At 39.6% G+C, this 26,399-nt stretch carries 29 protein-coding genes and 4 pseudogenes; 24 read left to right on the plus strand and 9 right to left on the minus strand.

Going from position 1 to position 26,399, the window contains the following annotated elements:
- Positions 1-158: 158 nt before the first annotated feature.
- The 10 genes and pseudogenes from ispF (at position 159) to FZC40_RS14365 (ending at position 9,862) form a co-directional block, all read left to right on the plus strand.
- Complete coding sequence (ispF, locus tag FZC40_RS14325) at positions 159-644, plus strand: 2-C-methyl-D-erythritol 2,4-cyclodiphosphate synthase (protein ID WP_148605643.1); 486 nt, start codon at positions 159-161, stop codon at positions 642-644.
- Positions 641-1,330, plus strand: coding sequence for a 5'-methylthioadenosine/adenosylhomocysteine nucleosidase (locus FZC40_RS14330; protein WP_148605563.1), 690 nt, complete (start codon positions 641-643; stop codon positions 1,328-1,330). Before ispF ends, FZC40_RS14330 begins: the two co-directional genes overlap by 4 nt.
- A 3-nt stretch (positions 1,331-1,333) precedes the next feature.
- On the plus strand, positions 1,334-2,494 hold the full coding sequence (gene alr, locus FZC40_RS14335; RefSeq protein WP_148605565.1) for an alanine racemase: 1,161 nt from the start codon (positions 1,334-1,336) through the stop codon (positions 2,492-2,494).
- A 60-nt stretch (positions 2,495-2,554) separates the two neighbouring features.
- A complete protein-coding gene (locus FZC40_RS14340; protein WP_148605567.1) occupies positions 2,555-3,364 on the plus strand; it encodes a transketolase in 810 nt (269 codons plus the stop codon).
- A 2-nt stretch (positions 3,365-3,366) separates the two neighbouring features.
- On the plus strand, positions 3,367-4,308 hold the full coding sequence (locus FZC40_RS14345) for a transketolase family protein (protein WP_148605570.1): 942 nt from the start codon (positions 3,367-3,369) through the stop codon (positions 4,306-4,308).
- A 271-nt stretch (positions 4,309-4,579) separates the two neighbouring features.
- Positions 4,580-5,503, plus strand: a complete 924-nt coding sequence (locus FZC40_RS14350) for an AAA family ATPase (protein ID WP_148605572.1) — start codon at positions 4,580-4,582, stop codon at positions 5,501-5,503.
- A gap of 33 nt (positions 5,504-5,536) precedes the next feature.
- Positions 5,537-7,309 carry a cobaltochelatase CobT-related protein gene (locus FZC40_RS14355; RefSeq protein WP_148605574.1) on the plus strand — a complete coding sequence of 591 codons (1,773 nt, stop codon included), beginning with the start codon at positions 5,537-5,539 and terminating at the stop codon, positions 7,307-7,309.
- 55 nt (positions 7,310-7,364) lie between these two features.
- Positions 7,365-7,628 (plus strand): annotated as a pseudogene (locus FZC40_RS17820) (alpha-hydroxy-acid oxidizing protein); the annotation flags it as partial.
- A 35-nt stretch (positions 7,629-7,663) separates the two neighbouring features.
- Positions 7,664-8,332: a helix-turn-helix domain-containing protein gene (locus FZC40_RS14360; protein ID WP_186843832.1), complete on the plus strand. Its 669-nt coding sequence runs from the start codon at positions 7,664-7,666 to the stop codon at positions 8,330-8,332.
- Between the two features lie 147 nt (positions 8,333-8,479).
- The gene (locus tag FZC40_RS14365) at positions 8,480-9,862 is read left to right on the plus strand and encodes an MATE family efflux transporter (RefSeq protein WP_186843833.1); all 1,383 of its coding nucleotides are present in this window, start codon (positions 8,480-8,482) and stop codon (positions 9,860-9,862) included.
- A 159-nt stretch (positions 9,863-10,021) separates the two neighbouring features.
- Here FZC40_RS14365 and FZC40_RS14370 read toward each other — a convergent pair whose 3' ends face one another.
- The 5 genes and pseudogenes from FZC40_RS14370 to FZC40_RS14390 all read right to left on the minus strand — a co-directional run.
- The gene (locus tag FZC40_RS14370) at positions 10,022-10,627 is read right to left on the minus strand and encodes a methyltransferase family protein (RefSeq protein ID WP_186843834.1); all 606 of its coding nucleotides are present in this window, start codon (positions 10,625-10,627) and stop codon (positions 10,022-10,024) included.
- Positions 10,628-10,645: 18 nt separating this feature from the next.
- Positions 10,646-11,053, minus strand: a complete 408-nt coding sequence (locus tag FZC40_RS17825) for a DUF3021 family protein (RefSeq protein ID WP_148605584.1) — start codon at positions 11,051-11,053, stop codon at positions 10,646-10,648.
- Between the two features lie 12 nt (positions 11,054-11,065).
- Complete coding sequence (locus FZC40_RS14380) at positions 11,066-11,503, minus strand: LytTR family transcriptional regulator DNA-binding domain-containing protein (RefSeq protein ID WP_148605586.1); 438 nt, start codon at positions 11,501-11,503, stop codon at positions 11,066-11,068.
- Between the two features lie 400 nt (positions 11,504-11,903).
- Entirely contained in the window at positions 11,904-12,722 is an 819-nt protein-coding gene (locus FZC40_RS14385; RefSeq protein ID WP_148605588.1) for a creatininase family protein, read from the minus strand.
- Positions 12,723-12,782: 60 nt separating this feature from the next.
- Positions 12,783-13,514, minus strand: a pseudogene (locus FZC40_RS14390) (MerR family transcriptional regulator); the annotation flags it as partial.
- A 291-nt stretch (positions 13,515-13,805) separates the two neighbouring features.
- Here FZC40_RS14390 and FZC40_RS14395 point away from each other — a divergent pair.
- From FZC40_RS14395 to FZC40_RS14415, 5 genes are all read left to right on the plus strand, one after another.
- Positions 13,806-14,708, plus strand: coding sequence for an ABC transporter ATP-binding protein/permease (locus tag FZC40_RS14395; protein ID WP_243135833.1), 903 nt, complete (start codon positions 13,806-13,808; stop codon positions 14,706-14,708).
- On the plus strand, positions 14,702-15,400 hold the full coding sequence (locus FZC40_RS14400) for an ABC transporter permease (RefSeq protein ID WP_148605592.1): 699 nt from the start codon (positions 14,702-14,704) through the stop codon (positions 15,398-15,400). Before FZC40_RS14395 ends, FZC40_RS14400 begins: the two co-directional genes overlap by 7 nt.
- Positions 15,397-15,618, plus strand: coding sequence for a hypothetical protein (locus FZC40_RS14405; RefSeq protein ID WP_148605595.1), 222 nt, complete (start codon positions 15,397-15,399; stop codon positions 15,616-15,618). The genes FZC40_RS14400 and FZC40_RS14405 overlap by 4 nt, the downstream gene beginning before the upstream one ends.
- A 190-nt stretch (positions 15,619-15,808) precedes the next feature.
- Positions 15,809-16,651: a MalT transcriptional regulator family protein gene (locus tag FZC40_RS14410; protein WP_148605597.1), complete on the plus strand. Its 843-nt coding sequence runs from the start codon at positions 15,809-15,811 to the stop codon at positions 16,649-16,651.
- Positions 16,611-17,432, plus strand: a complete 822-nt coding sequence (locus FZC40_RS14415; protein WP_148605600.1) for a helix-turn-helix transcriptional regulator — start codon at positions 16,611-16,613, stop codon at positions 17,430-17,432. The genes FZC40_RS14410 and FZC40_RS14415 overlap by 41 nt, the downstream gene beginning before the upstream one ends.
- Positions 17,433-17,474: 42 nt before the next feature.
- Here the strand turns inward: FZC40_RS14415 and FZC40_RS17185 are convergent, their stop codons facing one another.
- Entirely contained in the window at positions 17,475-18,017 is a 543-nt protein-coding gene (locus FZC40_RS17185) for a cupin domain-containing protein (RefSeq protein WP_186843835.1), read from the minus strand.
- A 50-nt stretch (positions 18,018-18,067) separates the two neighbouring features.
- Positions 18,068-18,775: a cytochrome b5 domain-containing protein gene (locus FZC40_RS14425; protein WP_243135834.1), complete on the minus strand. Its 708-nt coding sequence runs from the start codon at positions 18,773-18,775 to the stop codon at positions 18,068-18,070.
- Positions 18,776-19,051: 276 nt separating this feature from the next.
- Between FZC40_RS14425 and FZC40_RS14430 the strand changes: the two genes are divergently transcribed.
- The 6 genes from FZC40_RS14430 to FZC40_RS14455 all read left to right on the plus strand — a co-directional run bounded on the left by FZC40_RS14430 (position 19,052) and on the right by FZC40_RS14455 (position 23,257).
- Positions 19,052-19,519, plus strand: coding sequence for a flavodoxin family protein (locus FZC40_RS14430; RefSeq protein ID WP_187389070.1), 468 nt, complete (start codon positions 19,052-19,054; stop codon positions 19,517-19,519).
- Positions 19,520-19,535: 16 nt separating this feature from the next.
- The gene (locus FZC40_RS14435; RefSeq protein ID WP_148605605.1) at positions 19,536-20,549 is read left to right on the plus strand and encodes an alpha-hydroxy-acid oxidizing protein; all 1,014 of its coding nucleotides are present in this window, start codon (positions 19,536-19,538) and stop codon (positions 20,547-20,549) included.
- A 115-nt stretch (positions 20,550-20,664) separates the two neighbouring features.
- Positions 20,665-21,027: a hypothetical protein gene (locus FZC40_RS14440; protein WP_148605607.1), complete on the plus strand. Its 363-nt coding sequence runs from the start codon at positions 20,665-20,667 to the stop codon at positions 21,025-21,027.
- Between the two features lie 20 nt (positions 21,028-21,047).
- Positions 21,048-21,629 carry a TetR/AcrR family transcriptional regulator gene (locus FZC40_RS14445; protein WP_148605609.1) on the plus strand — a complete coding sequence of 194 codons (582 nt, stop codon included), beginning with the start codon at positions 21,048-21,050 and terminating at the stop codon, positions 21,627-21,629.
- A 155-nt stretch (positions 21,630-21,784) separates the two neighbouring features.
- Positions 21,785-22,249: a GNAT family N-acetyltransferase gene (locus tag FZC40_RS14450; protein WP_148605611.1), complete on the plus strand. Its 465-nt coding sequence runs from the start codon at positions 21,785-21,787 to the stop codon at positions 22,247-22,249.
- 204 nt (positions 22,250-22,453) lie between these two features.
- Entirely contained in the window at positions 22,454-23,257 is an 804-nt protein-coding gene (locus FZC40_RS14455) for an aminoglycoside phosphotransferase family protein (RefSeq protein ID WP_148605614.1), read from the plus strand.
- A 469-nt stretch (positions 23,258-23,726) separates the two neighbouring features.
- On the opposite strand, the gene FZC40_RS14465 is transcribed toward FZC40_RS14455, so the two are convergent.
- Positions 23,727-23,975 carry a hypothetical protein gene (locus FZC40_RS14465; protein ID WP_148605616.1) on the minus strand — a complete coding sequence of 83 codons (249 nt, stop codon included), beginning with the start codon at positions 23,973-23,975 and terminating at the stop codon, positions 23,727-23,729.
- Between the two features lie 82 nt (positions 23,976-24,057).
- Positions 24,058-24,213 (minus strand): annotated as a pseudogene (locus FZC40_RS14470) (winged helix-turn-helix transcriptional regulator); the annotation flags it as partial.
- A 40-nt stretch (positions 24,214-24,253) separates the two neighbouring features.
- Between FZC40_RS14470 and FZC40_RS17500 the strand changes: the two are divergent.
- From FZC40_RS17500 to FZC40_RS17510, 3 genes and pseudogenes are all read left to right on the plus strand, one after another.
- Positions 24,254-24,409, plus strand: a pseudogene (locus FZC40_RS17500) (flavodoxin family protein); the annotation flags it as partial.
- A 378-nt stretch (positions 24,410-24,787) separates the two neighbouring features.
- Positions 24,788-25,858 (plus strand): GGDEF domain-containing protein, encoded by a 1,071-nt coding sequence (locus FZC40_RS14480; protein ID WP_148605620.1) that lies wholly within the window; start codon positions 24,788-24,790, stop codon positions 25,856-25,858.
- A 163-nt stretch (positions 25,859-26,021) separates the two neighbouring features.
- Entirely contained in the window at positions 26,022-26,336 is a 315-nt protein-coding gene (locus FZC40_RS17510; RefSeq protein ID WP_148605621.1) for a DUF1848 family protein, read from the plus strand.
- Positions 26,337-26,399: the final 63 nt, after the last annotated feature.

Genomic DNA, 26,399 nt, shown 5'->3' on the forward strand with positions numbered 1-26,399 from the left:
TGTTATAATTTCTATAAAAGACAGCTGAACCAATAGAGCTTATTTGATAAAAAAGAAAATGTAAACCTGTACAGAATGAAACAGCTTGAAAAGACCTGTACAAACGATAGAAAATATGATTAAATTTATTTGACGAAATGTTTGGAAGGAGTAAGATGATACGAGTAGGTACAGGCTATGATGTCCATCGTTTGGTTGAAAAGCGAGCGCTTATTCTAGGCGGTGTAAAAATAACGCATCCTCTTGGCCTTTTGGGGCATTCAGATGCGGATGTTCTGGTGCATGCGATTATGGATGCTCTTTTAGGTGCTTTGGCCCTTGGTGATATTGGAAAGCATTTTCCAGACAGCGATGAAGCGTACAAAGATTGCGACAGTCTGATGCTTTTGAAAAAAGTGGGGGAGCTTGTCGGCGAAAAAGGATATTGGATCAATAATATTGATTCAACCATTATTGCACAGGCCCCAAAACTAAGTTCTTATATTGAAATCATGAAAGAAAATATTAGCAGAACCCTGGATTTACCCAGCGATCGGGTGAGTGTTAAAGCAACAACAGAAGAAGGTCTTGGCTTTACAGGAAGGCAAGAAGGAATAGCTGCCAGTGCAGTGGTGAGTCTTGTGAAAGGGGAAATAATAAAATGATTGGTATTATTGCAGCCATGGATAGTGAGGTCAGAGAAATCAAATCGGTCATGGAGGATTGTTTTAAAATCACCCATGCGGGAATGACATTTTTCAAAGGAAAGCTCAAACAAAAAGAAGTTGTGACGGTGCAATGCGGTATCGGAAAAGTTAATGCGGCCATGTGCACTCAGGTTCTGATTGACATTTTCAAGGTCAAAGCCATTATTAATGTGGGCGTAGCCGGGGCCGTTCATCCTGATCTTGAGATTGGCGATATTGTGATTTCTGAAGACAGCTGTCAATATGATATGGATGCCAGAGCTTTTGGACATCCCCTTGGAGAAATCCCCAATATGGACATCACCTTTTTTAAAGCCGACAAAACATTAATCAAGCTGGCCGAAGAAGCAGCCGTTGGACTAAAAGCGCCATACCGGATCGGTCGGATTATGACCGCCGATTTAGGCGTGGATTCCAAAGCGATTAAAGAAAAACTTTTCGCTGAATTTGGCGGACTTTGCTGTGAAATGGAAGGGGCGGCAGTTGGTCAGGTTGCCGTATTTAACCAGGTTCCGTACCTGGTCATTCGGTCAATATCGGATCAAGCGGATGCCAACCTTTCAAATGATTATAAAAAAAATTTGGAAGACTCCATTAAAAATGGGGTGGCCATTGTTTTGAGCATGGCTCAGGGAGCTGAATAAAAGATGGAAGAATTGGGACTTCGGCCCACATGGGCAGAAATTAATTTAGATGCATTGACACACAATTATGAAGAAGTCAGAAGAATCGTGGGACCCGATGTTAAAATTTTAGGCGTCGTGAAAGCAGATGCTTACGGTCATGGCGGATTGGAATGCGGCCAGGCGTTATGCAATGCCGGAGTGGATATGCTGGCGGTTGCATTTGTGGATGAAGCCATTGCTTTGCGTCAAGGGGGAATTTCCTGTGAGATTTTGCTTTTAGGTTTCACGCCCAAAGATCTCATCCCGGAGCTGATAAAATGGCATGTGATTCCCGGTGTTTATCAAATGGATTTTGCTTCAGCACTGTCAGATTACTGTCTGGAAGCAGGTATTAAACATCCGCTCCATATTAAAATCGACACGGGAATGGGACGGATTGGGCTTGACTGGCGTGAAGCGCCTGAAGCGATTGAAGCCATGAGCCAGTTGAAAGGTATTGAAATACAGGGATTGTACAGTCATTTTTCAACCGCTGATGAAAAAGATAAAACCTTCACCATGGAGCAGGTTCGACGTTTTAAAGACGTCATTGCCAAGCTGGAAGAAAAGAATATTCAGATACCGTTAAAACATATTGCCAACAGCGCCGCGATTTTTGATCTGGAGGGCCTTCATTTTGATATGGTCCGTCCGGGAATCATTCTTTATGGGTTATACCCATCCAATGAAGTGGATCGATCAAAAATCGCTTTAAAACCAGTGATGACCTTGAAATCCACCATTGTACATCTGAAAATGATTCACCCCGGTGATTCGGTGAGTTATGGCAACCACTTTGTCGCAAAAGAGGACTGTCTGATTGCGACATTACCAATCGGTTATGCGGACGGATTTACCCGAATGCTCAGTGGTTCGGCCAAAGTCTGGATTAAAGGGCGACAGGTACCGGTAGTCGGGAACATCTGCATGGATCAGTGCATGGTGGATGTTTCCGAACTTGACGATATTCGTCTTTATGATGAAGTCGAGATATTTGGCGAAAATATTTCAGCCGACAGTTTAGCAGATGCAGTTGGCACCATCAACTATGAAATGACCTGTATGCTAAATAAACGGGTGCCGCGGGTTTATCTTGAAGATGGAGTCGAAAAGAACATTCGACGGGATATATTAGATCAATAACACAAGATTGAAAGCAATATTAATTATTAATTATTAATTATTAAATACAAGGAGAAATACATGGCATTTTTAGAAGAAACCGCTAGGGAAATTCGTAAAGATATAGTAAAAATGATTGGCAAAGCAAACTCAGGACATCCCGGTGGATCTTTATCGTCTGTAGAAATTTTGACACTGCTTTATTTTGAAGAAATGAATGTGGACGAGAAAAATCCTCGCGCCGAAGATCGGGACCGTTTTGTGTTATCAAAGGGTCATGCCGCACCGTTACTATATGCAACCTTGGCAGCAAAAGGGTTTTTCCCAAAAGAAGAGTTACAGAACCTTAGACAGCTTGGTTCTATTTTGCAGGGTCATCCTGATATGAACAAGGTTCCGGGGGTTGATATGTCAACCGGCTCATTGGGCCAGGGTATTTCGGCAGCAACGGGTATGGCGCTTGGCGGAAAAATAGATAAAAAAGATTATAAAGTTTATGTTTTGCTGGGCGACGGCGAGTTAGAAGAAGGTCTTGTCTGGGAAGCTGCTATGGCCGCCAGTCACTACCGGCTCAACAATTTAATCGCTTTTGTGGATAATAATAACCTTCAGATTGATGGAGCAATATGTGATGTTATGTCACCCTATCCTATTGATGAAAAATTTAAAGCTTTTGGTTGGAATGTCATCATGGTTGAAAATGGGCATGATTTTGATGAACTGAGAAAAGCGATTGAAGTGGCAAAAAAATCAGAGGATAAACCAACGGTTATTGTTTGCAAGACCATCAAAGGAAAAGGCGTATCTTTTATGGAAAACAATGCCGGATGGCATGGAAAGGGACCAAATGCTGAGCAAGTTCAACAGGCATTGGCAGAATTGGAGGCATAAATATGGCAGAAATGAAATCAACACGACAAGCCTATGGCGAATACTTGGTTGAATTAAGAAATAAAATAAAGAATCTGGTTGTTTTGGATGCGGATTTATCGGGCGCAACAAAAACAAATATATTTGCAAAAGAATGTCCGGACAGGCACTTTAATGTAGGGATCGCAGAAGCAAATCTAATGGGGATGGCCGCCGGGTTGGCAACGACGGGGAAAATTCCTTTTGCCAGTACCTTTGCTATTTTTGGAGCTGGACGGGCCTACGAAATTGTCCGCAACAGCATTTGTTATCCAAAACTTAATGTGAAAATTGCATTGACCCATTCCGGTATTTCGGTCGGAGAAGACGGTGGCTCTCACCAGTCGATTGAAGATATTACGCTGATGCGGGTTATCCCAAATATGACCGTTTTATGTCCGGCCGATGCCATCGAAACAAGAAAAATGATGGATGCGGCCATTGCAATTGACGGACCGGTATACATCCGTTTAGGGCGCAGTGATGTTCCCGTTATTTTTGACGAAGATTATAAATTTGAAGTCGGAAAAGCAGGCTTGTTAAAAACGGGACGAGATGTGACCATTATTGCGGTTGGCTTAATGGTTGGACCCGCTTTGGAAGCGGCAGAACTGCTGAAAAAAGACGGAATATCAGCACAGGTTATCAACATGGGTTCAATCAAACCGATCGACGTGGATGCCATTGAAGAGGCCGCCATTAAAACCGGAGCGATTGTGACGGCAGAAGAGCACAGCATTATTGGTGGCCTTGGCGGAGCTGTTGCCGAAGTACTTTGCGAAGTGGCGCCAGTACCAATGGAGCGAGTTGGTATTAAAGATGTTTTTGGACAATCCGGGAAGGTTGCACCGCTCATGGAAAAATACGGCCTGACCGCAAAGGATATTGTTGCTGCGGCTAAAAAAGTCATTGAACGAAAAATATAAGTTATTTCAATAAATTTCAGGATAATAGGCAGCGTCGCCTTATTTAGATTTGTCTACACTCCCAATAGAGCCTTCAGGGTGCTATTGGGAGTGTATTAAATTTTAGATAACAATTTACAAAAAAATATTTTCGAATGATCTAATAAGTGATAAATTTTTGCTTTTCAAACTTTTTAGGTTGATTTATAGTGGTTATATGGTATATTAAATTCATTCTAAACAACAGATTAACAACAATCGATGCAAGGCATTGACAGAAAGGAAAGTATAGATGAGATTAACCGAAGAATTATTGAAACAAGGAATAAATGAAAAATTACTGGACGATGTGAAACATTTCAGAGAATTCTATAAGCTGGATGAAAAGCTTCAGGACCGGGTACCGAATACAGAGAATGTATTTTATGGAAAAGATATCTGGGCCATGTGCATCACAGCCATTCTGGAGGGAGAAAATGTACTGCTTTCAGGACCAAAGGCAACTGGTAAAAATGTTTTAGCCGATAATATTTGCGAATTATTCAATCGACCCCAGTGGAATACTTCATTTCATGTGAACACCGACAGCACCAGTTTAATCGGAACCGATACTTTTATCGACAATGAGGTAAAACTGCGTCGCGGTTCTGTTTATGAGTGTGCCATTAATGGCGGATTTGGAGTTTTCGATGAAATCAATATGGCTAAAAATGATGCCTTAGTGGTGCTTCATTCAGCGCTGGATTATCGGAAGGTCATTGATGTGCCCGGCTATGAAAAAATAAAACTACATGAGGCAACTCGTTTTATTGGAACCATGAATTATGAATATGCCGGAACAAAAGAGCTTAATGAAGCCCTGGTTTCCCGTTTTATGACCATTGATATTCCCCAGATTGAAGAAGAAACATTGATGGTCATCCTTAAGGGATACTTTCCAGATGCCAATGAAGAAATCCTGCCCCAGTTTGCCGGAATATTTTTGGATCTTCAGGAGAAGTCAAAAAACTCGGAAATTTCAACTAAATCCGTCGATCTTCGTGGTATTATCGGAAGCCTCAAAACGATTCGGCGGGGCTTAAAGCCGATGCTGGCAGTTGATATGGGGGTCGTCGGAAAAACATTTGATCAGTATGAAAAGGAAATTGTATTGGACGTTATCAAAACACGAATCAGAGAAAGTTGGGAACCCACGGATGTTTTTGGCAATCTCTAAATTTCTGAATCCTAGGGAAGGGAGGCAAACGACTTGAAGGATACCAAATGGATTTATGAAGACTATGAATTTGACAATCGCATAGCCAATCTCATGTGGACGGTTTCAGGAGATTATGATGAAAACATGGACAGTGGCGAGAAAAGTTTTATTTCGGAAAATGTGGCATTGTACCATGCGGTAACAGCCGGAGGACGACGGAAGTTTGTTGACTGGACAAAAGTTAAGAAATACGTCATCAGCCGTTATCGAGCTGGTTTCGATAAAGACATTGTCCTGGGCCTCATCTCCATGGGCAGCGATGTGCTTGTTGAAGAAAAAATCATTGCCGAACGTCCCGGAGTCTATGACATCAGAAAAAAGGCCTATGATGATATCTTTGCAAATTACTATAAGCTTCATACCGAAAACCTTTTAGAGAAAGTGGAGCATGCGATTATTCTTGAAAAAATGGATAAGAGTGTTATGCTTGATTCGGAAACAAGCAAACTCAAAAAAGACTTGCTGGGATTACAGAATCGGAAAGATACCGTTGATTTTCTCAAAGGTATTGAAGCTATCTATCTCGAATACTTTCCGCTTTTTATTGAAGAAGATGGCAGTGATCGAAAAGATTCCAAAGATAAGCAAAACAGCTTGCGGGGGGACTTCAGTGATTTTATGCTGGAAGAATTATATGAAGACGATCTGGAAGAATCCGAAATCGAAGCTTCGGTTGAAGAGCTTGCCGATGCCCTCCTGGGCGAATCCCAGGGAGAAATGTCGAATGTCAATAAAAATGAGGGAAACAGCCGTGTTTTAAAAGTTCAGGAAGAAGACCTGGAAAAAATTTATGAGAAAGTCGCTTATTATTATGGAAATTCGTTTCTGCCCATCAGCGAAGTTAAAAAACTGCAAAACCAAGTGTGTCAGGGAGAGCATGGCAATTGCCGTATTCACATGACCGACGGGGTTCTTCGAAGTGATTCAAAAAACGAATTTCAGCAGAAATATGTCAAACGCCAACAAACGAAAAATATCGAAGTCTTTCGGGCAAATTTCAAGGTGTGCAAGCGGAACGTGAATAAACTAAAAGAAAGCATGTCCCGTACCTTGGTTCAGGAAGAAATCATGGATGCCATCCCGTCAGACGCCGGTCAACTGGTGGCGAATAAACTCTGGCGGATCAATCGCAGCAGCAATCACAAGGTTTTTGTGAAAAATATTGACAACAACAAGGGCAGTTTTGTGGTGGATATTCTCATGGATTCCAGTGGGTCCCAGCGCCGAAATCAATCCCGGGTGGCGATTCAGTCTTACATTCTTGCCCAGGCGCTGACCCTGGTAGGTATTCCCAATCGGGTTCTCGGGTTTTCCAGCTTTCTTGACTATACGGTTATCAAGCGTTTTAGGGATTATGAATCCCCATTGTCTATCAACGACAATATTTTTGAATATTACTGTTCCGGAAATAACCGGGACGGCCTGGCCATCAAAGCGACCTGTGAGGATTTGCTGAAACGTCGGGAGGAGAATAAAATTCTGATCGTATTAAGCGATGGGCGCCCTAATGACATTAAAGTTGGCAAGGGCCAGGTTAATGATTTGAAAGAAGCGTATCGCGGACGGGTGGCCATATCAGACACCGCCAAAGAGGTTCGCTTTGCCAGACAGCAGGGTATTCTGATTCTTGGCGTTTTTACCGGAAAAGAGCAGGATTTAATGGCAGAAAAATTAATTTATGGCAAGGACTTTGCCTATATCAAGGACATCAATCGTTTTGCCGACATGGTTATCAAATATTTAAAACAAATTATAGCGAATTAAAAAGAACCGCCATTCAGACGCTCTTGAGGCGATCTTGATATGGCGGATGTTAAAAATATCAAATCATGGAGGAAGATTACTCAATCAAACTCCAGGAGTTGCCGATATACTTTCTGAAATTGCAGAAGAGTAAAAAGGAAAGCTGACAATACCCGCTCTTGGAGCTGATAGTGTCCTTATCGGAGGACCCTTTGTAACAGCATCATTTGGGGGTAAGTCAGAGGATGTGAAAATTTATGTTGAAACCATAAATTCCAGAAATAATCTGCAAACAGTCGTCAAACTGTTGACAAAATGGTTATGCAAGAGTATTATATGAATGAACCATTCATTTTATGAAACGGAAGTGTTATTGTGGTTGATATTCGATTAAAAATGATATTTGAAGAAGCAAGCAAACTTTTTATCAACAAAGGGTATGCAAGGACACAAATTAGTTATATAGCGAATGCCACCGGCATTTCAGTAGGTGCTATATATACTTTATTTGTAAGTAAAAAGGCTATTTTCGATTTTGTATTAAAAAGTATCATGAACAGTGATTATTTGGAAAGTGATATTCAGTTACCGGTGAAAGAAAGCGATTTTAATACATTGGAAGATGATGTCTTAGAACTCAGCAAAGCAATCAATCGCGATTTTGAAAAACATTTGGGTGATAACGATGATTCCTATGATTTTGAGCAGATGCTTTCAGATGTCTTTGATGTCCTCGCGAAATACGGAGTAGGGTTTCTAATTTTACAAAAAAATGGTACTGACTGTGGAATGCTCTATACAAACTATGTGAATTTCAGAAAACATTTTTGTGAAGATGTAAAAAAGTATGTTTTTAAGTTTATTGAGGAAGGTAAGTTCCGTAAACTCGAATGTCCAGAGCATCATGCTAGGCTTATCATTGAGACAATTTCATGGTGGAGCATGCATGTAAGATATGATGCTTTTGAAACAAACACGACTATATCCCAAGAGATGGCAAAGAAAGTAGTGCTTGATGCTCTTTTACATGCGTATACTATTTAATAAAAAGACGATACAGTGCAGTTATTGTTTTTTACGAATGAATGATTCATTTTAAATGTATATAGTGTTCGTTTGCAATACGACTATTTTTTTTCATAATTTGAATGAATGCTTCACTCAAATTATTATTTTATTGGAGGATTACCTATGGAAAATGACAAAGTAATTGATTTTACAAAAGGAAATTCGGCTCGAAACTTATTAACCATGTATCTGCCATTATATGTCGCTTATTTTTGCACTACTTTATATAACATTATAGGTGGTTTATGGGTCGGAAATTTGTTGGGTGAACAGGCTTTTGCCACACAATCGGCATCGGTACCATTGGTTATGTTTTTTTCCGCAATCGTAATAGGTGCAACGAATGGTATAACGATTGTGCTTTCCAAATATTTAGGTGCACAGGATAATGAAAAAGTTGATTCTACTCTGTCGACCTCACTGATTAGCTTGTTTTTATTTAGCGTCGCATTAACGTTGGCCTGCATTCTGGGTATGAATGGAATATTAACTGCCATTAATACTCCAGAAGAAATATTTGCGGCGGCAAGAACTTATCTGTTTTATTGCATTTTGAGTTTCCCATTGATCGAACTTTATATGTACTTCTCAGCAGTATTAAGAAGCTATGGGAATGCTTCAATACAGATGATAACAATTATCATAACCACGGTGCTTAACGTTATTCTCGATCCAATTTTGATTTTGCGAATAGGGCTTAACGGCGCTGCCATTGCAACATTAATATCTCAAGTAGTATCAGTTCTGATTATGATTCTATATGTATTGAGACGAAAAATGTTTAGATTTGATGTGCAAGCAATAAATGTTAAATCGTTGAATGAGATCACAAAGGCTTGCGTCCCATCAGCAGTACAGCAGGGTATCCCTACTATTAGTACAGCAGTGATTCAAGCATTGTTCAGCAGCTTTGGTGTCGTATCTTTAGCAGCCTATGGTGTAGCATCTAAACTTGAGGTCATCGTATTATATCCTGCATTAACAATCAATATGTCTGTTACAAGCGCGGTTGGCAGGTGTTATGGAGCAAAAAAAAGTGAGAAAATAAAAGAATATTTAAAATGGGGAATGCTCCTTTCAGTTAGTTTGGATTTGATACTGGTTACGCTTGTTACCATTTTTTCACAAAACATGGCCGGATTGTTTGGCGTCAGTTCAGCCGCCAAAGTGATTATAGCGAGATATTTTGAAATTATTGCGATTGGATATGTTTTAAACTGTATCACTCAATCTTTCATCGGAGAGCTTAATGGTTTACAACAACAGGTTAAATCGATGATTTTTATGGCGTTTTACTTCCTTCTTCTTCGTCTCCCATTAGCTAAATTTCTGTCATTAACGGCGTTGGGAATCAATGGAATTAGTATATCAATTGCAATCAGTTTTATTGTTCCCGCATTTATTGCTATTGTGTATCAATATAAGGGTATGAATAAAAAAATACAAAAAATTGTGCAGAGGGAGAGCGGTGAAGTTAAAGACATTGAAACGATAGAGGGGGTTTAGTTTCAAAACGCAACTTTTTCACAGATTCCGAACTTATCGAATGTTAATGGATGCGTTTCTGATATATCGGCTATCTTTAATGATTACTGACATTGATTATTGCTGTCGCATATTTTTCTGCAATTGTATCTTCCATGTATTTTTTTATGAAAGAGTGATTTATAAAATGTAGGGGATCAATCGCCAGGTTTGTTTTTCATAATCTTCATAAGACAAACCGAAATTTTTTTCTAATGCTTTTTCTTCAATTTTAATGCGATAGCCATATACAACAGCAATAATGATTACTGTTGCAATGATACCAAATGGTGAGCGAAATGCAATGGCAATACCAAAAAGTGTCAAAATACTTCCGGTATAGGCGGGATGACGTACATATTTGTAGGGCCCTTCTTTTACAATTTTCTGTTTGGCGCTAACTTGAACACTTAAGGTAAAGAATTTTCTTAATGTCCAAACAGAATACAATCGTGTGAATATGCCCACTAGTGTAAGGACGATCCCAAGCCAAAAGAAATACTCAGGCAGTATTAATGAAAATTGATTAATACAGATTGGATTCATGAATATTGCCAGCCAGAAGCCGAGTATAATAAACAGCATAGAACCACGGTCCTGGATCGTTTTTTTTTCGCCACCATCATGATGGTTCCATGTAGTAATAACTAGAACGGCTAATTCAGCTATGATTACCAGAATGAGAATGATTTGAAAAACATTTTTTAATAAAAAACTTTGAAAGTATGTATCACCAAAAAAATACATAAGAAATACCTCCATATATTATATTTTTTTCTTTAGAAGATGATTATTTATGTTGTTTGCTTCTGTTTTTAGCAAACAATAAGAATAAAAGTGTAGTAGGTCAAAAAATATCACGAATATGCTTGAAAAAAAGATCAAATTGGTGCTAGTAAAACTGAACCAATGTCCTATAAATGAAAAAATCAGAAAGCAAACATACATCAAGGCATATTCCGTGCATAAATATAGAATTCTAGAGTTAAATGATATATGATTAAAAACATAGTCAATGAGTTCTAAACACACAATCAACCCAAGTATTTCCAGCAAAAACAAGTAGTCACATTGAAGATGATTAGTTGACAAATTATAAAGCGCTGAAAAGACAACAGCTAATGTGAAAGATAATGTTGCTCTTGAAACAAGCGTATGTTGTAGTTTATTCATTTCGACTTCCTCCTAACCTTTGATTTTTGCTTTTAAGCTCTCAATATAATGCCGTGTTACGATTAATTTCTCGCCGGTGAAGAGACTTGCTTCAAGTCGGTGATTCCATAATGCATGTACAGATTCTAGGTAAGCGATATTTAAAATACAGTTTTTACTGATTCTAACAAATGTAGAATCTAAGAGTTTGTTTTCCAATATTATTAAACTCTCAGCGCTATTATAGACAGTTTCTGCTGAATATAAAAATGTTTTACTATCAACAGAATCAATATAATAGATCTTTTCTGCTGGAACAAAACAAAATTTTCCCTCTTTTTTAGCACGCAGTGTATAGGTGTACTGCGTGATATATTTGATGAGCTGTTCAAGTCTTTCATCAACGACTTGACAGTTTATTACAATTTCAGTTTCAGAAGCATTGGGAACTTGATGTATCTTTAATTTCAAGCATCTCACCTTCTTTCCTATCCTATATAAATTATAGCGTGATATTTTTCATAAGGCAATGCTATAGGCTCAAGATGCCTTTAGCGGTTGTCAAAATGCAATTTTATTTGATAAATGAATACAAGCCTGCACAAGGTGCGTTATGGTTTTAGAAGTTTTTCTAGAAAAAGAACAGGTTCTCATAAAAAAAACTGAGCTATGGTAGAGACTTTGCTTATATCAAGGACATCAATAGTTTCGCCGACATGGTTGTCAAATATTTAAAACAAATTATTGTGAATTAAAAAAAGAACCGCCATTCTGACGCCCTTGGGGCGATCTTGACATGGCGGATTTTTTGTATAAAATTTTGGGGTGCTCAGTCATATATATAGATGCAGCTCTGATATATCGACTATTTTCAATGATTACTGACATTGATTATTGCTGTCGCATATTTTTCTGCAATTGTATCTTCCATGGTTTTTATTTTTGACAAGTCAATATTTGATGGATTTCCACAATAGCCTAACGGGGTAATGTTTTTGGCAATTTCGCCACCTTTAACCCATTGTTGTAAATCGGCTAAGGTCAGGTTGGTTGGTTTTAAAGCTTTTGCTTTTTCAGTGTTTACCAGTTTTTTGTAGGAAAGTGCCATCCAGCTTGTTTCTGTCGCTCCTGCGTGAATATCAATAACATTGGTTTCAAGATCGGTCTTATTTGGATCTAATTCGACTTTTACCAGATAAGAAGCGTCTTTATTTAAATCCATTCGCCTAATTAAATTATTATCAATCAAAAAATAGGCTTCAATGTTCTTTTCGTTTGCTTTGGCGACAATATCAGCAATTGTTTTAATATGAATAAAATCGCCATGAAAATTCAATAAGAATATCTTTTCGAACCCCCATTTTTTTAAATTTTCCAAAATCTCCAGAAGTATTGTGGTCATTGTTTCGGGCTTGATAGAAAAAGAACCGACAAAGCCATTTGTAATACTGTTTACACCCCAATAAAAGGGGGGAGCGATAACGACTTGATGATCTTTAGCTTCCAGTTTTTGTTTAACCTTCTGACATAAAGATTGAGTCAGATAAATGTCTGTTCCGGTGCAGAGATGTGGACCATGTTCTTCAACAACTGATACTGGCAGCAATACACAGGCATTTTGCTTGATTGATTCTTCAATTTCCGGATAGGGCATATCCACCAATGTGTCTTTAAAAATAGAATATTCCATCGTGATTTTCTCCTTAGTGTTCTTATTAATTTAATAATAAAGTCTTCCCTAGGGAGAGGGTCAAACATTATTTATAAAAATTTGAACCTCGGTTAAAAAAATATTTGTAATGTCAGTAGTCACCTCACTGATATAATAAATTTCAAGAGTGGAGGTTAGACTGAATGTTTCATAAAAAGCTATTTTTCGAAGTGAATTGTAATTGCCTTTATGAAGAACACAGGCATAATGTCCGGCTGGTAAAGTTATTTTTTGAAAATCCTCAAATCCTAATGGTGATTTTATTGCATAACCTATTTTTAAATTGACCTGCTGTGAGTTCTTGGAAATAGTTCTGATTGCCAGAGGTGGAGAACAGATATTGCTAAAATCCAGGCCCTGTTCCTGCATGCGGTCTAAAATCATTTTATAAGATTCTCTAAAAATTGAAGATGTGTATTCGCCATTGTATTCTTTATATATGATGATTCTGCCAGGAATTTCTTTTATTAAAATGGTTTCAGGATCATTACCGCCCAAATTAGCTGTGATATCGGCGTAATGTGATTTCATCATTTGGATTTTTTTAAGTTTGGCAGAAAGCAAGGCTATTTCATTTTTAATACTCGTTTCTTGTGTCGCTAAGAGATTGCTTAAATGGTCAAAAATATTCGAAAGCGTATTCTGATTATAAAAGGTGCTGATATCTTCCAGTGAAATACCCAATTCCTGCAATTGTTTGATCGTTGTTAATCGGGTAATCTGCGATTTTTTATAAAAGCGATAGTTATTATTTTGATTGACTAATGCTGGTTTTAAAAGACCTAATTAATCATAATAACGCAAAGTTTTATGAGAGACTTTACCTATTTTTGCGAGTTCACCAATGCTCAATAGTATATCATTGCTCAAATTTTCATCTCCTTTTTTATTTCTTTCATTTGCATTATATCATTGCAATAAGCCAAACTGTATTTTTTATACAAATTATGCTACGCGTCTCAACCCTGAAAATCAACCCTGAGGATCAACCTTTCGGTTGATTTTCTTTTTATCGTTTTCCGATACAATCAACACAAGAACATGACAGGAAAGGAAAAAAGAATGAACACGATTATATCAGTGAACCAATTGAAAAAAAGTTTTGATGAAAAGCAGGTTGTTAAAGAAATCTCTTTTGCAATAGAGAAAGGCGAGATCCTGTGTCTGCTGGGGCCTAATGGGGCCGGTAAAAGCACCACCATCAACATGCTCTGCGGGATATTGGGTTATGATGGGGGTGACATGCGCTATCAGGGAAAAAACATCAAAGACTGTCTGAATCAATTTAAGCGAAATTTGGGGGTGGTTCCTCAGGATCTGGCCATTTATGAGGACCTCAGTGCGGAACAGAACGTCCTTTTTTTTGCATCACTCTACGGCTTGAAAGGCCGTGTGCTGGAAGAAAAGGTCAATAAAGCTCTGGATTTTTCCGGCCTGTTGGAAAGAAAAAAGGATAAGGCCAAAACCTTTTCCGGCGGGATGAAACGCCGGTTGAATATTGCCTGTGCCATTGCTCATGAGCCGGAGCTGTTGATTATGGATGAGCCCACGGTGGGAATTGATCCCCAATCCCGAAATCACATTCTCAGCTCCATCAAAAAGTTGAGCCAGCAGGGCATGACGATTCTTTATACTACCCATTATATGGAAGAGGTGGAAGAAATTTCCACCTGGATTCTGATCATGGACAGCGGTATCATCATGGCCAATCAGATTCTCAGTATTGTCATCAATATCTTTGCTATTCTGGGGGGGCTTTTATTTCCCATGGATGGTTACGGACCGTTGGTGCGAGGTCTCAGTTATCTGTCCCCAGCCAAATGGCTGGCGAATACCAGCTTTTCGATGATCTATGACCACAATTTTTCATGGTTTTATCCTACGGTTCTGGGGTTAATTCTGGCAACCCTGGTGGTTTTCATTATTTGTGCTAAAACATTCAGAAAAGAGGATTGCATATGCTAGCAGTATTTAAAAACAATTGTAAACGGCTCTGGGAAGAAAAAATGTATCTGGTGATCTCATTGATTTTGATGATGGCGGCCGTATCCGCCGCCATTCTGCTGACTACCGGAATCGAAACAAAGGGGAACATTGCACTGGTGGCACCGGATCAGCAGGTACTGTCTGAGAGCGACTCAGCATTGCTGGCGAATCCCTATTTTAATGTGACGGTTCTGGAAAAAGCTCCGGAAACTTCAGCATTGGTGCAAAGTCGCTATGATGCTGTCATTACGACTAACAGTGATGGTAATGATGAAATTACAACCATCAAAAACATGGCATTCAAAACCATGCTTGAATCGGCGCTGACTAATCCGGACGGGTTTGTCCCGGATGACAGTCAGGTAAGACAGACCGGCACCAATATTATGGGCTTTATGATGATGTTTTTGCTGATGCAGGGGGTGCTCTATGCCCGATTTTTCGCCGAAGACAAGGAAAAACACTTGATCAAACGCATTGCCTTGTCACCGATTCCGTTTATCCAATATATCCTGGGACATGGTGCTTTCATCTTTATCATTATTGCCGTGCCTAGTTTTCTGGTTGTGGGGGCAGTGGCTCTGATGGGGATCGATATTGGTTTTTCACTGCCGGTTTATGCCGGGCTCATCGGCGTTCTGGCATTGCTCTCCACGGCTTTTTATTTTTGAATTCCTTCTTTGATGTAGCGGATACCGCCAATATGCTGGGTTCCTCCATCATTGTACTGACCTCCGTCCTGGCCGGCTCTTTTTGTTCCCTTTCAAAAGAGGCCACCCTGTTTGACAAATTGATTCACCTGCTACCACAAAAAGATTTCATCAATTTTATTGATGCGCTGGAAAAAGCAGTCTTAGTCAGAGTACCCGGTATCAGTTGGTTTATGTAGTGGCTTTATCCGTGCTTTTTCTGGCAATCGCCGTCGTCAACACACGAAAAGATTATGTCTACCACTGATCAGCAGCCTTGACGGAAGGCGGGATAAAAAGTAAAATGATAGGAAATTGACAAAATTTTCGTAAAGCGCACGGTACTTTAGTCATTAGCAAAGTAAAATGATACGATGGAGGTGAAATGCATTGGATTATACTCAGCCGTTTATTTCAGTCAAACATAAAATGCCGGTACCAAGAAAACATTATATTATCAGAGATCATCTTTTTGGGCAACTCGAACACCTGGCGGATTATAAGGTGACCATTGTCAAAGCCGGAGCCGGTTGCGGGAAAACAACGCTGCTGTCAAGCTTTGCTATTGAACGGGGAATCAAAAAACTGAAATGGATCACTTTAGATGAACATGCAGACCAGGCCTTCGTTTTCTGGAATTACCTGGTCAATTCCCTCAGTGAATTGATGGATGAACAGACGGACTGTCAGAATCTCCTTGATAGCAATATGCAGAAGGAGATTCTCTTTCAGATGATCTCGTACTTTCTGAGTCGATTGAATACCGAAGAAGAAATTGTTCTGGTGCTGGACGAGTTTCAAATTGTGTCGGATGCCTTTCTGGTATCCACCATCGATTATTTTATCGAAAATATGCCGGATCAGCTCCACCTGGTACTGCTGACCCGGGAAATGCCGCCTATTTATCTCGGCCAACTGGCCATTGAAAACAGGCTGTTGCTCATCGAAGAGGATGACATCCGTCTGACTGAAAAAGAAAGCCGGGATTTTCTGGTACAAACGCTGAAGCTCAAAAAAGATGAAAATGAGATTTCCGCGATGATCCAGCTGTCCGAAGGGTGGATCGGCGGTCTCCAGTTGTTGGCAATTTCCGAAAAACATGGCAATCTTCCCTCAATGGGGAGCATGAAACTGTCTGACCGGGTTTTAAATGATTATATAACCAAAGAGATTTTTGGATATTTGTCTGAGGATGAACAGTATCTTTCAGGCCTATCAATATACCCTGGCTGAATACTATTATGTTGCCGGCAAAGATGATAAAACCGAAAGTCTCCTGATGGCGGTCATGGGCCAGGAAGCCTTTGAAAACAGTTATTTTTCGGCACGGTTATTGCGCTATCCCAGCTATCGGGGTCAGCACCATGAATTGGCCCAAAAGTTTGCCAGAATCTATGAAACATCCGAGGATTTCGTCGATAATATGGACTGTGAGCTGCTTTACAGCAGCATCCAGTTTGAACTGGGAAATAAAGAATTGGCTTTTCAGCTGGTTGAAAATCTTATTGCCAATGCTCGGAAAAGCCAGAATAAGCTGAAAATTGTGGAGGGGGATCTCCTGAAGCTTCGGATGCTGGCTGAAACCAATGGTGATCAGCGGGTCATCCGAAATCTCTTCATTGAGGCAGTTACCTATGCTGCTGAAAATGGCATTGCTCAGCCTTTCTGGTTTGAACGAAAATTAGTGGCGGAGGTTTTTAATGCGTTCAAAATGGATTTTAAAAAAGAACTGACAGCGGAATCCATAAACTTTATCAGCCGGGTTCTGTCAGTCGATCCCCAAAAGGGTCTTTCGGAAGAAAAGAAATGTTCAGGAAAAAAGCAGATTGATGGATTGACTGAACGGGAAAAAGAAGTGCTGGATGAACTGGCAGAGGGCAGCACCAATCTGCAGATTGCCGAGAAACTCTGTGTATCACTGGCCACAATTAAAACCCATATTAATAATATCTACGGAAAACTGGAGGTCAACAACCGGGTGGCAGTGGTGAATAAATTGAAGAACGAAACATAAGGTCTCCTGGATGCATTATGCTGCTGACATCATAGTGATCAGTCAGCATGATGCCGGAAAAAACTTAGCGAACAGATAAAGACCATCGTCACCGGCAGTGACTGCGTGTTCGATGCCGGCCGGCATCATAGAGATTATGCCGGTTTCATACTCAATACGGGTTCCGTCATTTATGCATGTTCCGGAACCGCCGACTACTTCATGTGTTTCCAGCTGTTTTTCGTGAATATGATTCTTGATACTTTTATTCGGAGCAATCCGGACAAGGTCATAGGCAAGACTAATTAGGATAAATTTTCCGCTTTCCAAATCATAGTTGTTCAGAAATTCAGTCCCCAAGCATAAGGTTACCATCGTATAGGTGTCATCATATGAGTGAATTGAATGGATTTTGTAGGGTGAGATAATAAACAAATCGTCTTTAGTACATTCATACTCATCTTTTTCCCGCTTCAAAACGATTCTTCCATCCAGGATTAAACCCACAGCATAGATCGAAACATGATTATGCTGCTCATAAGAAATAGCTGAATCCTTTGAAAGAGCGAATTCTATTTTATATTGATTGGATTTGTAATATTTCATTAATTTACGCCTCCTTTTTGTTTGGAAAACCGATACGTCACCCAGGCATTCTAATTTATATATTCACCTACTACTGGAAGACCCTTAAATACCTTGTCTCCATGAGGAGAAGCCGAAATAGCCTGGGTTAAATCACTGCCTGCATGATGACCATTGTGCTGACCGTTTACCCATTGGTTATTGTTTGTAACATCATACACCACGTTTTTATACGCAACATATGCAGCATTGCCATTTTTGCCATTAAACGTTGCCAAGTCATCCTTTGTAAAACGCGCTAAATTACTAGTTGTTTCCGTTGACTGTACAACAGTGGATGAATTTTTTATGATGGCATTATTTAGCGAATATGGAGCTAACAAATGGAACGCAATTCCAAATACTATCAAAATAGCAATTAATCGGTGTGTAACAAACCACGCACCCTTTCGAGGTTTGTGTGAAAGATTTGCATAGATACCTAAAGCTACCTGCAAAATAATAAATGCTGCTGCCAAGAATCCAGTAAGATTAATTCCAAATTGGCTAAATTGAATTGCAAAATGGGCAATTAGTAGCACTGCGGTTGATACACCAAAAAATCTGTGATTCCGAACAAAAATTTTCATAAATAATTTCATTGCCTTTTTACCAAAATCATTGGCCGAAATTTTTTTGCCCCATTTTTTGTTAATAAATTTCATGCAATAATTTAAGATGGTGCATGCAAATGCACCTATCAAAAGCCAACCAAACAGCTCACCAAGTTCTTTATACATTTTATTTCCTTTCTTGATCGGATAAGAATAATAATAAATATTATAACATGTTTTTTTGATTAATTTTTTATTTGTTTCGATCTTATTTTTCACAGAAAATTGCGATATAAAATGTTCGACTTTTTCAAAAAAGTTTATTATGTCATGCGATCCTTTTCTTCAGTTATCAATTTTCTCATATTGATTGATTCTTGGAACAAAGCTTGAAAAGCGGGAAAAAAAGATGTATGGTATATAGACAGAGAAGATGATAAAAAAAGCAAGAGGAGGATTATGATGAAAATTGGAATCATTGTTTTTTCGAAAACGAACAACACATTTTCGATAGCTGAAAGATTGCGGGATGCTCTTGTCAAGAGGGGACTGGATGTTGTGATTGATCGGGTCATTCCGGTGAGTGACGACCCTGGGCCGAAAGATTCAATAGAATTCAGGCATCTTCCGGATGTATCTGATTATGATGTCATCATTTTTGGGAGTCCGGTATGGGCATTCTCCTTGTCATGGGTGATGAAAGCGTATCTGACACAGGTATCAAGCCTCAGCGGGAAGAAGGTTTTCAGCTTTGTGACGAAGCAGATGGCTTCTAAATTTACTGGAGGAAATAAAGCAATTCGTCAGATCAGAAGTGCGGTTGAAGCGAAAAACGCAAAAGTGGACAATTCTTTTATCATCAGTTGGAAGAGCAAAAATCGGGAAAAAGAGATTGCGGATTGCATTGATCAAATCGCAAAATCACTTTAATAAGGAGCAGGATAATATGAACTATCAAGAAGTTGAAAAAAAAGCCCGTGAGAATTTAAAGGGAAGCTGCAAAGTCTGTCCGATTTGTAACGGAAAAGCTTGTGCCGGCCAAGTCCCGGGCATGGGTGGTAAGGGTACCGGAGCAGCGTTTAAAATAAATGTTGAATCGTTAGATGCCTATAAGTTAAATATGAGAGTCATTCACAATGCCAAAAATCCAGATACATCAACCGTCTTGTTTGGTAAAAGAATGGATGCCCCGGTATTTGCAGCACCGGTATCCGGGACAACCTTGAATATGGGTGGCAAGTTTTCCGAAGAAGAATATATCCAGTGGGTCATCGAAGGATGTGTCGATGCCGGAATTTATCCAATGGTCGGAGATACGGCCGTCGACTCGTTTTTAACCACAAATCTCGAACAGTTAAAGAAATTTGATGGATGTGGCATTGCTATCATCAAGCCTTGGGAAAATAGCAATGTAATCAAAAAGATAAAGTTAGCGGAAGCTGCAGGTGCATACGCAGTTGGAATGGATATTGATGCAGCGGGACTGATTACGTTGGCCCTTCACGGAAAACCAGTGGGACCCAAAACAGTTGAGGAAATAAGACAAATTGCTGAAAGTACACAGCTTCCGTTTATTCTGAAGGGCATAATGACTGTGGACGAAGCAGAGCTGGCCCTGGAGGCTGGAGTCAGTGCCATTGTTGTTTCAAATCATGGGGGAAGAGTACTTGATCAAACGCCAGGTGTTGCCGATGTCCTTCCTGAAATTGCCGAAGCGGTAAAAGGAAAGCTGACAATACTTGCCGATGGCGGCGTTAGAAATGGCGTTGACGTGCTGAAAATGCTTGCTCTTGGAGCCGATGGCGTGCTTATCGGAAGACCCTTTGTAACCGCATCTTTCGGTGGCCAGACAGAGGGTGTGAAACTTTACATCGAAACCATAAAAAGCGAATTAAAATCAGCGATGGTTCTGACCGGCTGTAAAACAATAGAGGATATTAGTGATCGAATCATCTATTAATTTGATATTTTGTTTTTATGCGGTCTTGACATAACAAATAAAAAGCACTAAAATAATAACTGAACAGTATTCAAAATGGTGTTCAGCTATTATTTTTGAAAGAAGGCAAATAGAAATGAAAGATATCTCGATCCTTATCTTTGAAATCATTATTGCAATTGGAATGGTCGTCATTGGATTGTCTGGATGGAAAGTTTTTTTTATTCAGGGAGCAAGATCGGCAACAATTGTTCTTGGAATTTTGGGTATGTTGCTGTGTACTCTGAGTGTAGGAAAATTCATCGCTTCGGTTCCGGCGCATCCATTATCTATTTTAGGATACATAATTGGAATAATTGCCATGTTGACATTTCTGACCCAGGTATTTAAGTGGAATGTCCCAATTATCAGCAATTCTCAGATGGCTTTGATTGTTATGGCCGTGGCAATAATTGCAAAATCGGTTATTGCACGATTTGCATACTTTATTGTAAAATAAAATGTAAAAGGACAGAATTTATGAAAAAAGATGTTAAAAATGAAATTATTGAAGCGACAATAAAGTTAATTGAGGAAAAAGGAAGCAATCCTGAGGATATTACTATCCGTGACATATGTGAACGTGTCGGGATAGGAGCCGGCCTTGTTAATTATCACTATCAGACAAAAGAGAATTTAATTAAGCAGTGTGTTCAGAAGATTATCAGTGAGGTGATTAACAAAACTAAAGGTGTTTATGACTCTCTTTCTGATATGACACCGGAAGAGAAGTTACGGTATATGGCAAAGTATACCTGTACATACCTTGAAGCGCATGAAAACATATCACGTATGTCCATTCTGACTGATTTGACGGGGGTCAATCAAAATGATAACACAGCTCAGACAGCAGTGGCTTATTTCCCATTATTACGCCAAGCCTGTCGTGAGGATATAAATGATCAGGAAGTGAAAAGAAGGACATGTTTTATGCTAATGACACTTCAGTCGGCTTTTTTAAGAAGTCCACTGCTTTATGATGAAATTGGAATTGACTTTCATAACCAAAAGCAGCGCGATGATTTAGTTGATATGGTCATTAACTTCTATTTAAAAAATTGAAGGCGGACGAAGTCTTGAAACTGGTAAAAATGCGACTTTTTTATATATCCGTAACCGCTTTTATTTAATTAATATGCCCTGTTAACTCAATAAGCTCATTGTATCTAGTATATGGAAGGCTTTTGAGTATATTATAAAATAACTTGGAGGGAGATATGGAATTTTCGATAGCTGCTGACAGTGATATTGAACAGTTGATCCAAATGAGAATGTTATATATTTTTGAAGATTTCAAAAAGGTTACAAGTGATCAAAAACAGGCAATTGAACAACAATTACCTGAATATTTCAAGAAGCATATAGGTAAAGATATGATTGCATTTATTGCGAAAGAACAAAATAAGATTGTAGCAACGGCATTATTATTAAAAATAGAAAAACCAGCAAATCCTAGATCTATTACTGGAATTATTGGAGAAGTGTTAAGCGTTTATACTTGTACGAAATATAGAAGACAAGGAATTGCTAAGTTGTTAATGGAGATGTTGTTATCGTATTCAAAAGAGCAAAAAATTGATTTTATTGAATTAAAAGCCACAGAAGATGGTTATTCACTATATAAAGATTTAGGGTTTGTTGATGAAAAAATATCTTATGCATTAATGAAATACATTATTTGAGCATTAGCTGTCTGAGAAGTCGATACAAGGGGACTCGGGGGACAGACCATTTGTAACAGTATCATTTGGGAGCAGATAGTAGGTGTGATGATTTTTATCGAAACCATGAAATGCAAACTAAAATCAGCGATGGTTCTTACGGGATGAAAGACGATAGAGAATATTAGTGATCGAATCAGCTAATAATTGATTGGGGTAAATATTATGGAAAAAAAAGGATTGTTATTAGGCCAAGGTAATACTGCTGAGATATATGAATGGGAAACAGATAAAATTCTAAAATTATATCGCAATGGTTTACCAGAGATTTTGTGCAACAATGAATTTAATGCTACAAAAAGCGTTTATAATCTATTGCATGCTACTCCCAAACCCTTTGAGATCGTTCATGTCGATAGTAGAGTTGGCGCAGTATATGAGCGAATAACAGGAAAAACCATGCTGAAAGAAATGGTGTCAAAGCCGTGGAAATTTGGTAAATATTCTAATATGTTAGCGCAATGCCATGTAAACATACAAAAGCCAATTGATTTTAAACTGCCGACGGTGAAAGAAAAGCTAAAGCGGGATATTGATGGCACTCCGTTACTTTCTGATACTGAGAAGCAAAGAATATACCAATATATGGATTCTCTGCCTGACGGAAGCATGCTTTGTCATTTCGATTTTCATCCAGATAATATTATGCTGTCAAACGGCAATTATATTATTATCGATTGGATGACGGCCTGTAAGGGTGATCGATTATCAGATGTAGCACGTACTGGTATCATTCTAAACTTTAGCGAAATCCAAAGGGTTCCCCGTTTGGCAAATTTTATTTTAAGTCGATTGAAGAAAAAAGTATATAATGACTATCTTAAAGAATATTTGAAAATAACAAATGTTTCGGTGAAAGAGATAAAAAGATGGGAAATGCCGATAGCTGCAGCGAGATTGCGTGAATGGATACCGGAAAAAGAGCAGCAAAAATTATTGATTTTTGTGAGGGAAAATCTTTCTAATTAAATTTATAATAGCCCCACAGTATTTCTGTATTCCCAGAAATGAGACTTAATATGTGACTTTTTCAAGGGTCGTTTTCTTAGTGGTCTGGTACAGAATAGGTTTTGTTTTATTCATTTGTTTGTCCTCTAAAACAAGCCATTCTGGTTTCAGAAGAATGAAGTCTTTGATTTAAAAATTAGGGCGAATTTTTATGATCTCTGGCTTGACGGTTGCAACGGCCTCTTTTCAGACTGGCGGGACAGTATTGAAGGACGGCTGACTGCGATCATCGATCAGGTGTCGCCGGGAAAGAGCATTCCCTACGAGTACGGCGAGGTCAAACAGGAGATTCAGGGATACCGAGACAGTGCCTGGATCGGGACGTTTCGGAGCTTCCCAGTTCTCAGAAATAATCAGAACTAAAAAGACACGCTGTCAATGGAAGATACAACCATTGATAGCGTGATTTTTATTTCTGGATAAAAGTTGCTTAGCGGATCTGAGCGGCATCGATGACTACATAGGAGCCATCGGCCCACTGATCCAGAGCGATTTCAATCACCGGTGATCCGTCGGTATCAATAAAGGCCTGGACGATTTCATCATCGATCTGGGATTCGATGGTGACTTGGATCACCCCGTTAAAGGAAAATCCCTCGAATGCTTTGATAATGTCCTGCCAGATATCCCGGGAACCGTCAATTTTCTTCAGGTTTTTGATGACTTGTTCAATATTCATTATTAGTTACCTCCCTAAGTTGATATCGGTTGATAAATTAATACCCTTTTGCTGACCTTTTAAAATAATAACATCTAAATCCTTAAACTTTGATCATTACTTTATCAATTTCAATTTGGTCCTTACCCCAGTCATACAAGGCATTCAAGGCCGGCAGTAACGCTTTACCCCGCGCTGTTAAAGAATATTCGACTTTAGGCGGAATCGTTTCATATTGAGTTCTGATCACAAGTTTATGCCCTTATGTTATATTGATTATAGCAGAAAAATATTAAGTTGTGGCGATGTATTCAAATGATACGTATCAAGTTGATGATTAATTAAAATATAAGGTAGAATGCTTCTCAGCAGAAGAAAAGGCTAAGACCAGACAAAATCAATTTCCTTTGGATTGTCAAAAAGCATTTGAGATGGGTGCAAATTTAATAAAATAGAGGTCAACAGAGCTCAGGGGAAAGTTCGTGCAAATGCCAACTTGTTAAGACCAAAAGAACCGTCCCTCAAGGCAAGGTTCTCCTTATCGGCGAATGATTTTAAATCGATTTTTTATTGCCGTTGGTCATTTACAGCAGGGGGAAAGTGAAAGCAGGGAACGCGCGTTGCGCAGAACAGCAAATTTGCTTAGAATTATCTCATAAACTGGGGTATAATAATAACCAGAACTTTACAAGATTGCCTATCGGCGCTGGAAGGCCGGGCTCAAACTTGAGCATGTACGAGCGGGGAAGGCAGCGAAGCGGTCTGCACAAACAGTGGGAGCAAATAATGTCAAGTTGAAAACCGGCCGAGTGAGAAGTCAGACGAGGAGGAAAATGATGCTTAAAAAGCGGATCTATCAATTCATGACCAATAATTTCAAATTTTCGGCTGAAGACCCGCAATTTCGTCGGGTGTTTTTAATGAACTTTGTGTTGCCGACGCTCATTTTTATTCTGCTGATTTTTTCATGGGTTTCCTATGCGATCGCCCTGTATCCGGTGCTGGCCAGCAATCTGGCTGGTCTGGTGCTGGCCGGTTGGGTCTTATATGATTTTCATCAGCGGCATTCGGTTTTCGCCACCGCGATTATGATTGTTGCCATTGAGTTTTTCAATCTGCTGTCCCTGTTCTGGTTTGCCGGCTTCAACAACTATGTGTTGGTCTGGGTTATTGTTATTCCCGTCACGGCTTATTTTCTGCTGGGCCGAAAAATCGGCCGCATCGTGACGATCGGTTTTTCGGTGGTAGTGCTGATTTTTATTATCTGGCATTATCCAGTCTGGAAACTCCAGGGCTATACGTTGGTTGGCTTATTCAATCTCGGGTTTGCGTATTTTGGGCTGGTCATGATCACCAGTTATTATGAGCTGACCATGCAGGAGGCCTTAACAAACCTTGAAAAAAAGAACTGTGAATTGGCCACCGTGATGATGACCGACCATTTGACCGGCGCTTACAACCGCATCAAGCTGGATGAAATGCTGGCTTCAGAAATTACCGGTTCCCTCAAAAAGCGGATCATCCTCGCGGTGCTGATTTGCGATATCGATTATTTCAAGTACGTCAATGATAAATTTGGTCACCTGTTTGGCGATAAGATCCTGAAGGATCTGGTTGAAGTGATGCATCAGACGATTCGGGACTCTGATATCTGCGGGCGCTGGGGCGGTGAGGAGTTTATGATTATCTGCCCCAATACGCCTTTAGACAGGGGGATTCACCTGGCCGAAAAGCTGCGCAGGGCCGTTGCAGATTATTCCCGACAGCTGCCAGAGCCGGTCACGATCAGCTTTGGCGTGGCGGCGTTTAGCCCCGGTGATACGGACGAAACCCTGATCAAACGGGCCGATGATGCCCTCTATCTGGCCAAGAACCAGGGACGCAATCGGGTCGAGTATCTGTAGCGGCTTTTCTGCACGGACTGCCAGATCGTGTCGAAGTTGTGTCGTGCAAAACGGCTCACAAAGCTCAGGGCAGTTTCATTTTTGGCACGAGCAACGTTTAGAAAGGAGTAGTGATGATTTTAAACACCGGCAATCGCACCGATATCCCGGCATATTACAGTGAATGGTTTTACAATCGCATCCGGTCGGAATTCAAGCGGTGGGGTGGCGCTATGACCCGATTTTTATTTCGGAACGCTACTCGCTGGATTTTCATCTGGAAAGTTTTGAGCGGATGGCAGCAAACCTCAACGGCTATACCGATCACTGTGTGATCAGCATTATCGATCTGTACAGAAAAACCAAGCGGAATTTTGAAGGAGTTCGGGAAGTGTCCGCAGAAGACCGGGAAGTCATCGGCAGGAAATTTTCAAAAATTGCCCGAAGTCAGGGGATGCAGATCCGCACCTGCTTTGAAGGCGAGGTAGCGTTAAATTGAAACTCGGTTTTTATTACCTTTTATGTTATATTAAAAACAATAATTGACAAATTCTAAGGAGGT

This window comes from Acetobacterium tundrae, assembly GCF_008086615.1.
GTDB classification, from domain to species: Bacteria; Bacillota; Clostridia; order Eubacteriales; family Eubacteriaceae; genus Acetobacterium; species Acetobacterium tundrae.

Excerpts from the sequence above, each read along its gene's own strand:
- FZC40_RS14370 (WP_186843834.1), bottom strand. The coding sequence starts at position 10,627 with ATGTATTTTTTTGGTGATACATACTTTCAAAGTTTTTTATTAAAAAAT.
- FZC40_RS14480 (WP_148605620.1), top strand. The coding sequence starts at position 24,788 with ATGATGCTTAAAAAGCGGATCTATCAATTCATGACCAATAATTTCAAA.
- FZC40_RS14445 (WP_148605609.1), top strand. The coding sequence starts at position 21,048 with ATGAAAAAAGATGTTAAAAATGAAATTATTGAAGCGACAATAAAGTTA.
- FZC40_RS17185 (WP_186843835.1), bottom strand. The coding sequence starts at position 18,017 with ATGAAATATTACAAATCCAATCAATATAAAATAGAATTCGCTCTTTCA.
- FZC40_RS14385 (WP_148605588.1), bottom strand. The coding sequence starts at position 12,722 with ATGGAATATTCTATTTTTAAAGACACATTGGTGGATATGCCCTATCCG.
- FZC40_RS14425 (WP_243135834.1), bottom strand. The coding sequence starts at position 18,775 with ATGTATAAAGAACTTGGTGAGCTGTTTGGTTGGCTTTTGATAGGTGCA.
- alr (WP_148605565.1), top strand. The coding sequence starts at position 1,334 with ATGGAAGAATTGGGACTTCGGCCCACATGGGCAGAAATTAATTTAGAT.
- FZC40_RS14430 (WP_187389070.1), top strand. The coding sequence starts at position 19,052 with ATGAAAATTGGAATCATTGTTTTTTCGAAAACGAACAACACATTTTCG.
- FZC40_RS14435 (WP_148605605.1), top strand. The coding sequence starts at position 19,536 with ATGAACTATCAAGAAGTTGAAAAAAAAGCCCGTGAGAATTTAAAGGGA.
- FZC40_RS17510 (WP_148605621.1), top strand. The coding sequence starts at position 26,022 with ATGGTTTTACAATCGCATCCGGTCGGAATTCAAGCGGTGGGGTGGCGC.
- FZC40_RS14465 (WP_148605616.1), bottom strand. The coding sequence starts at position 23,975 with ATGAATATTGAACAAGTCATCAAAAACCTGAAGAAAATTGACGGTTCC.
- FZC40_RS14400 (WP_148605592.1), top strand. The coding sequence starts at position 14,702 with ATGCTAGCAGTATTTAAAAACAATTGTAAACGGCTCTGGGAAGAAAAA.
- FZC40_RS14340 (WP_148605567.1), top strand. The coding sequence starts at position 2,555 with ATGGCATTTTTAGAAGAAACCGCTAGGGAAATTCGTAAAGATATAGTA.
- FZC40_RS14450 (WP_148605611.1), top strand. The coding sequence starts at position 21,785 with ATGGAATTTTCGATAGCTGCTGACAGTGATATTGAACAGTTGATCCAA.
- FZC40_RS14440 (WP_148605607.1), top strand. The coding sequence starts at position 20,665 with ATGAAAGATATCTCGATCCTTATCTTTGAAATCATTATTGCAATTGGA.
- FZC40_RS14365 (WP_186843833.1), top strand. The coding sequence starts at position 8,480 with ATGGAAAATGACAAAGTAATTGATTTTACAAAAGGAAATTCGGCTCGA.
- FZC40_RS17825 (WP_148605584.1), bottom strand. The coding sequence starts at position 11,053 with ATGAATAAACTACAACATACGCTTGTTTCAAGAGCAACATTATCTTTC.
- FZC40_RS14395 (WP_243135833.1), top strand. The coding sequence starts at position 13,806 with ATGAACACGATTATATCAGTGAACCAATTGAAAAAAAGTTTTGATGAA.
- FZC40_RS14330 (WP_148605563.1), top strand. The coding sequence starts at position 641 with ATGATTGGTATTATTGCAGCCATGGATAGTGAGGTCAGAGAAATCAAA.
- FZC40_RS14350 (WP_148605572.1), top strand. The coding sequence starts at position 4,580 with ATGAGATTAACCGAAGAATTATTGAAACAAGGAATAAATGAAAAATTA.
- FZC40_RS14415 (WP_148605600.1), top strand. The coding sequence starts at position 16,611 with ATGAACAGTATCTTTCAGGCCTATCAATATACCCTGGCTGAATACTAT.
- FZC40_RS14455 (WP_148605614.1), top strand. The coding sequence starts at position 22,454 with ATGGAAAAAAAAGGATTGTTATTAGGCCAAGGTAATACTGCTGAGATA.
- FZC40_RS14345 (WP_148605570.1), top strand. The coding sequence starts at position 3,367 with ATGGCAGAAATGAAATCAACACGACAAGCCTATGGCGAATACTTGGTT.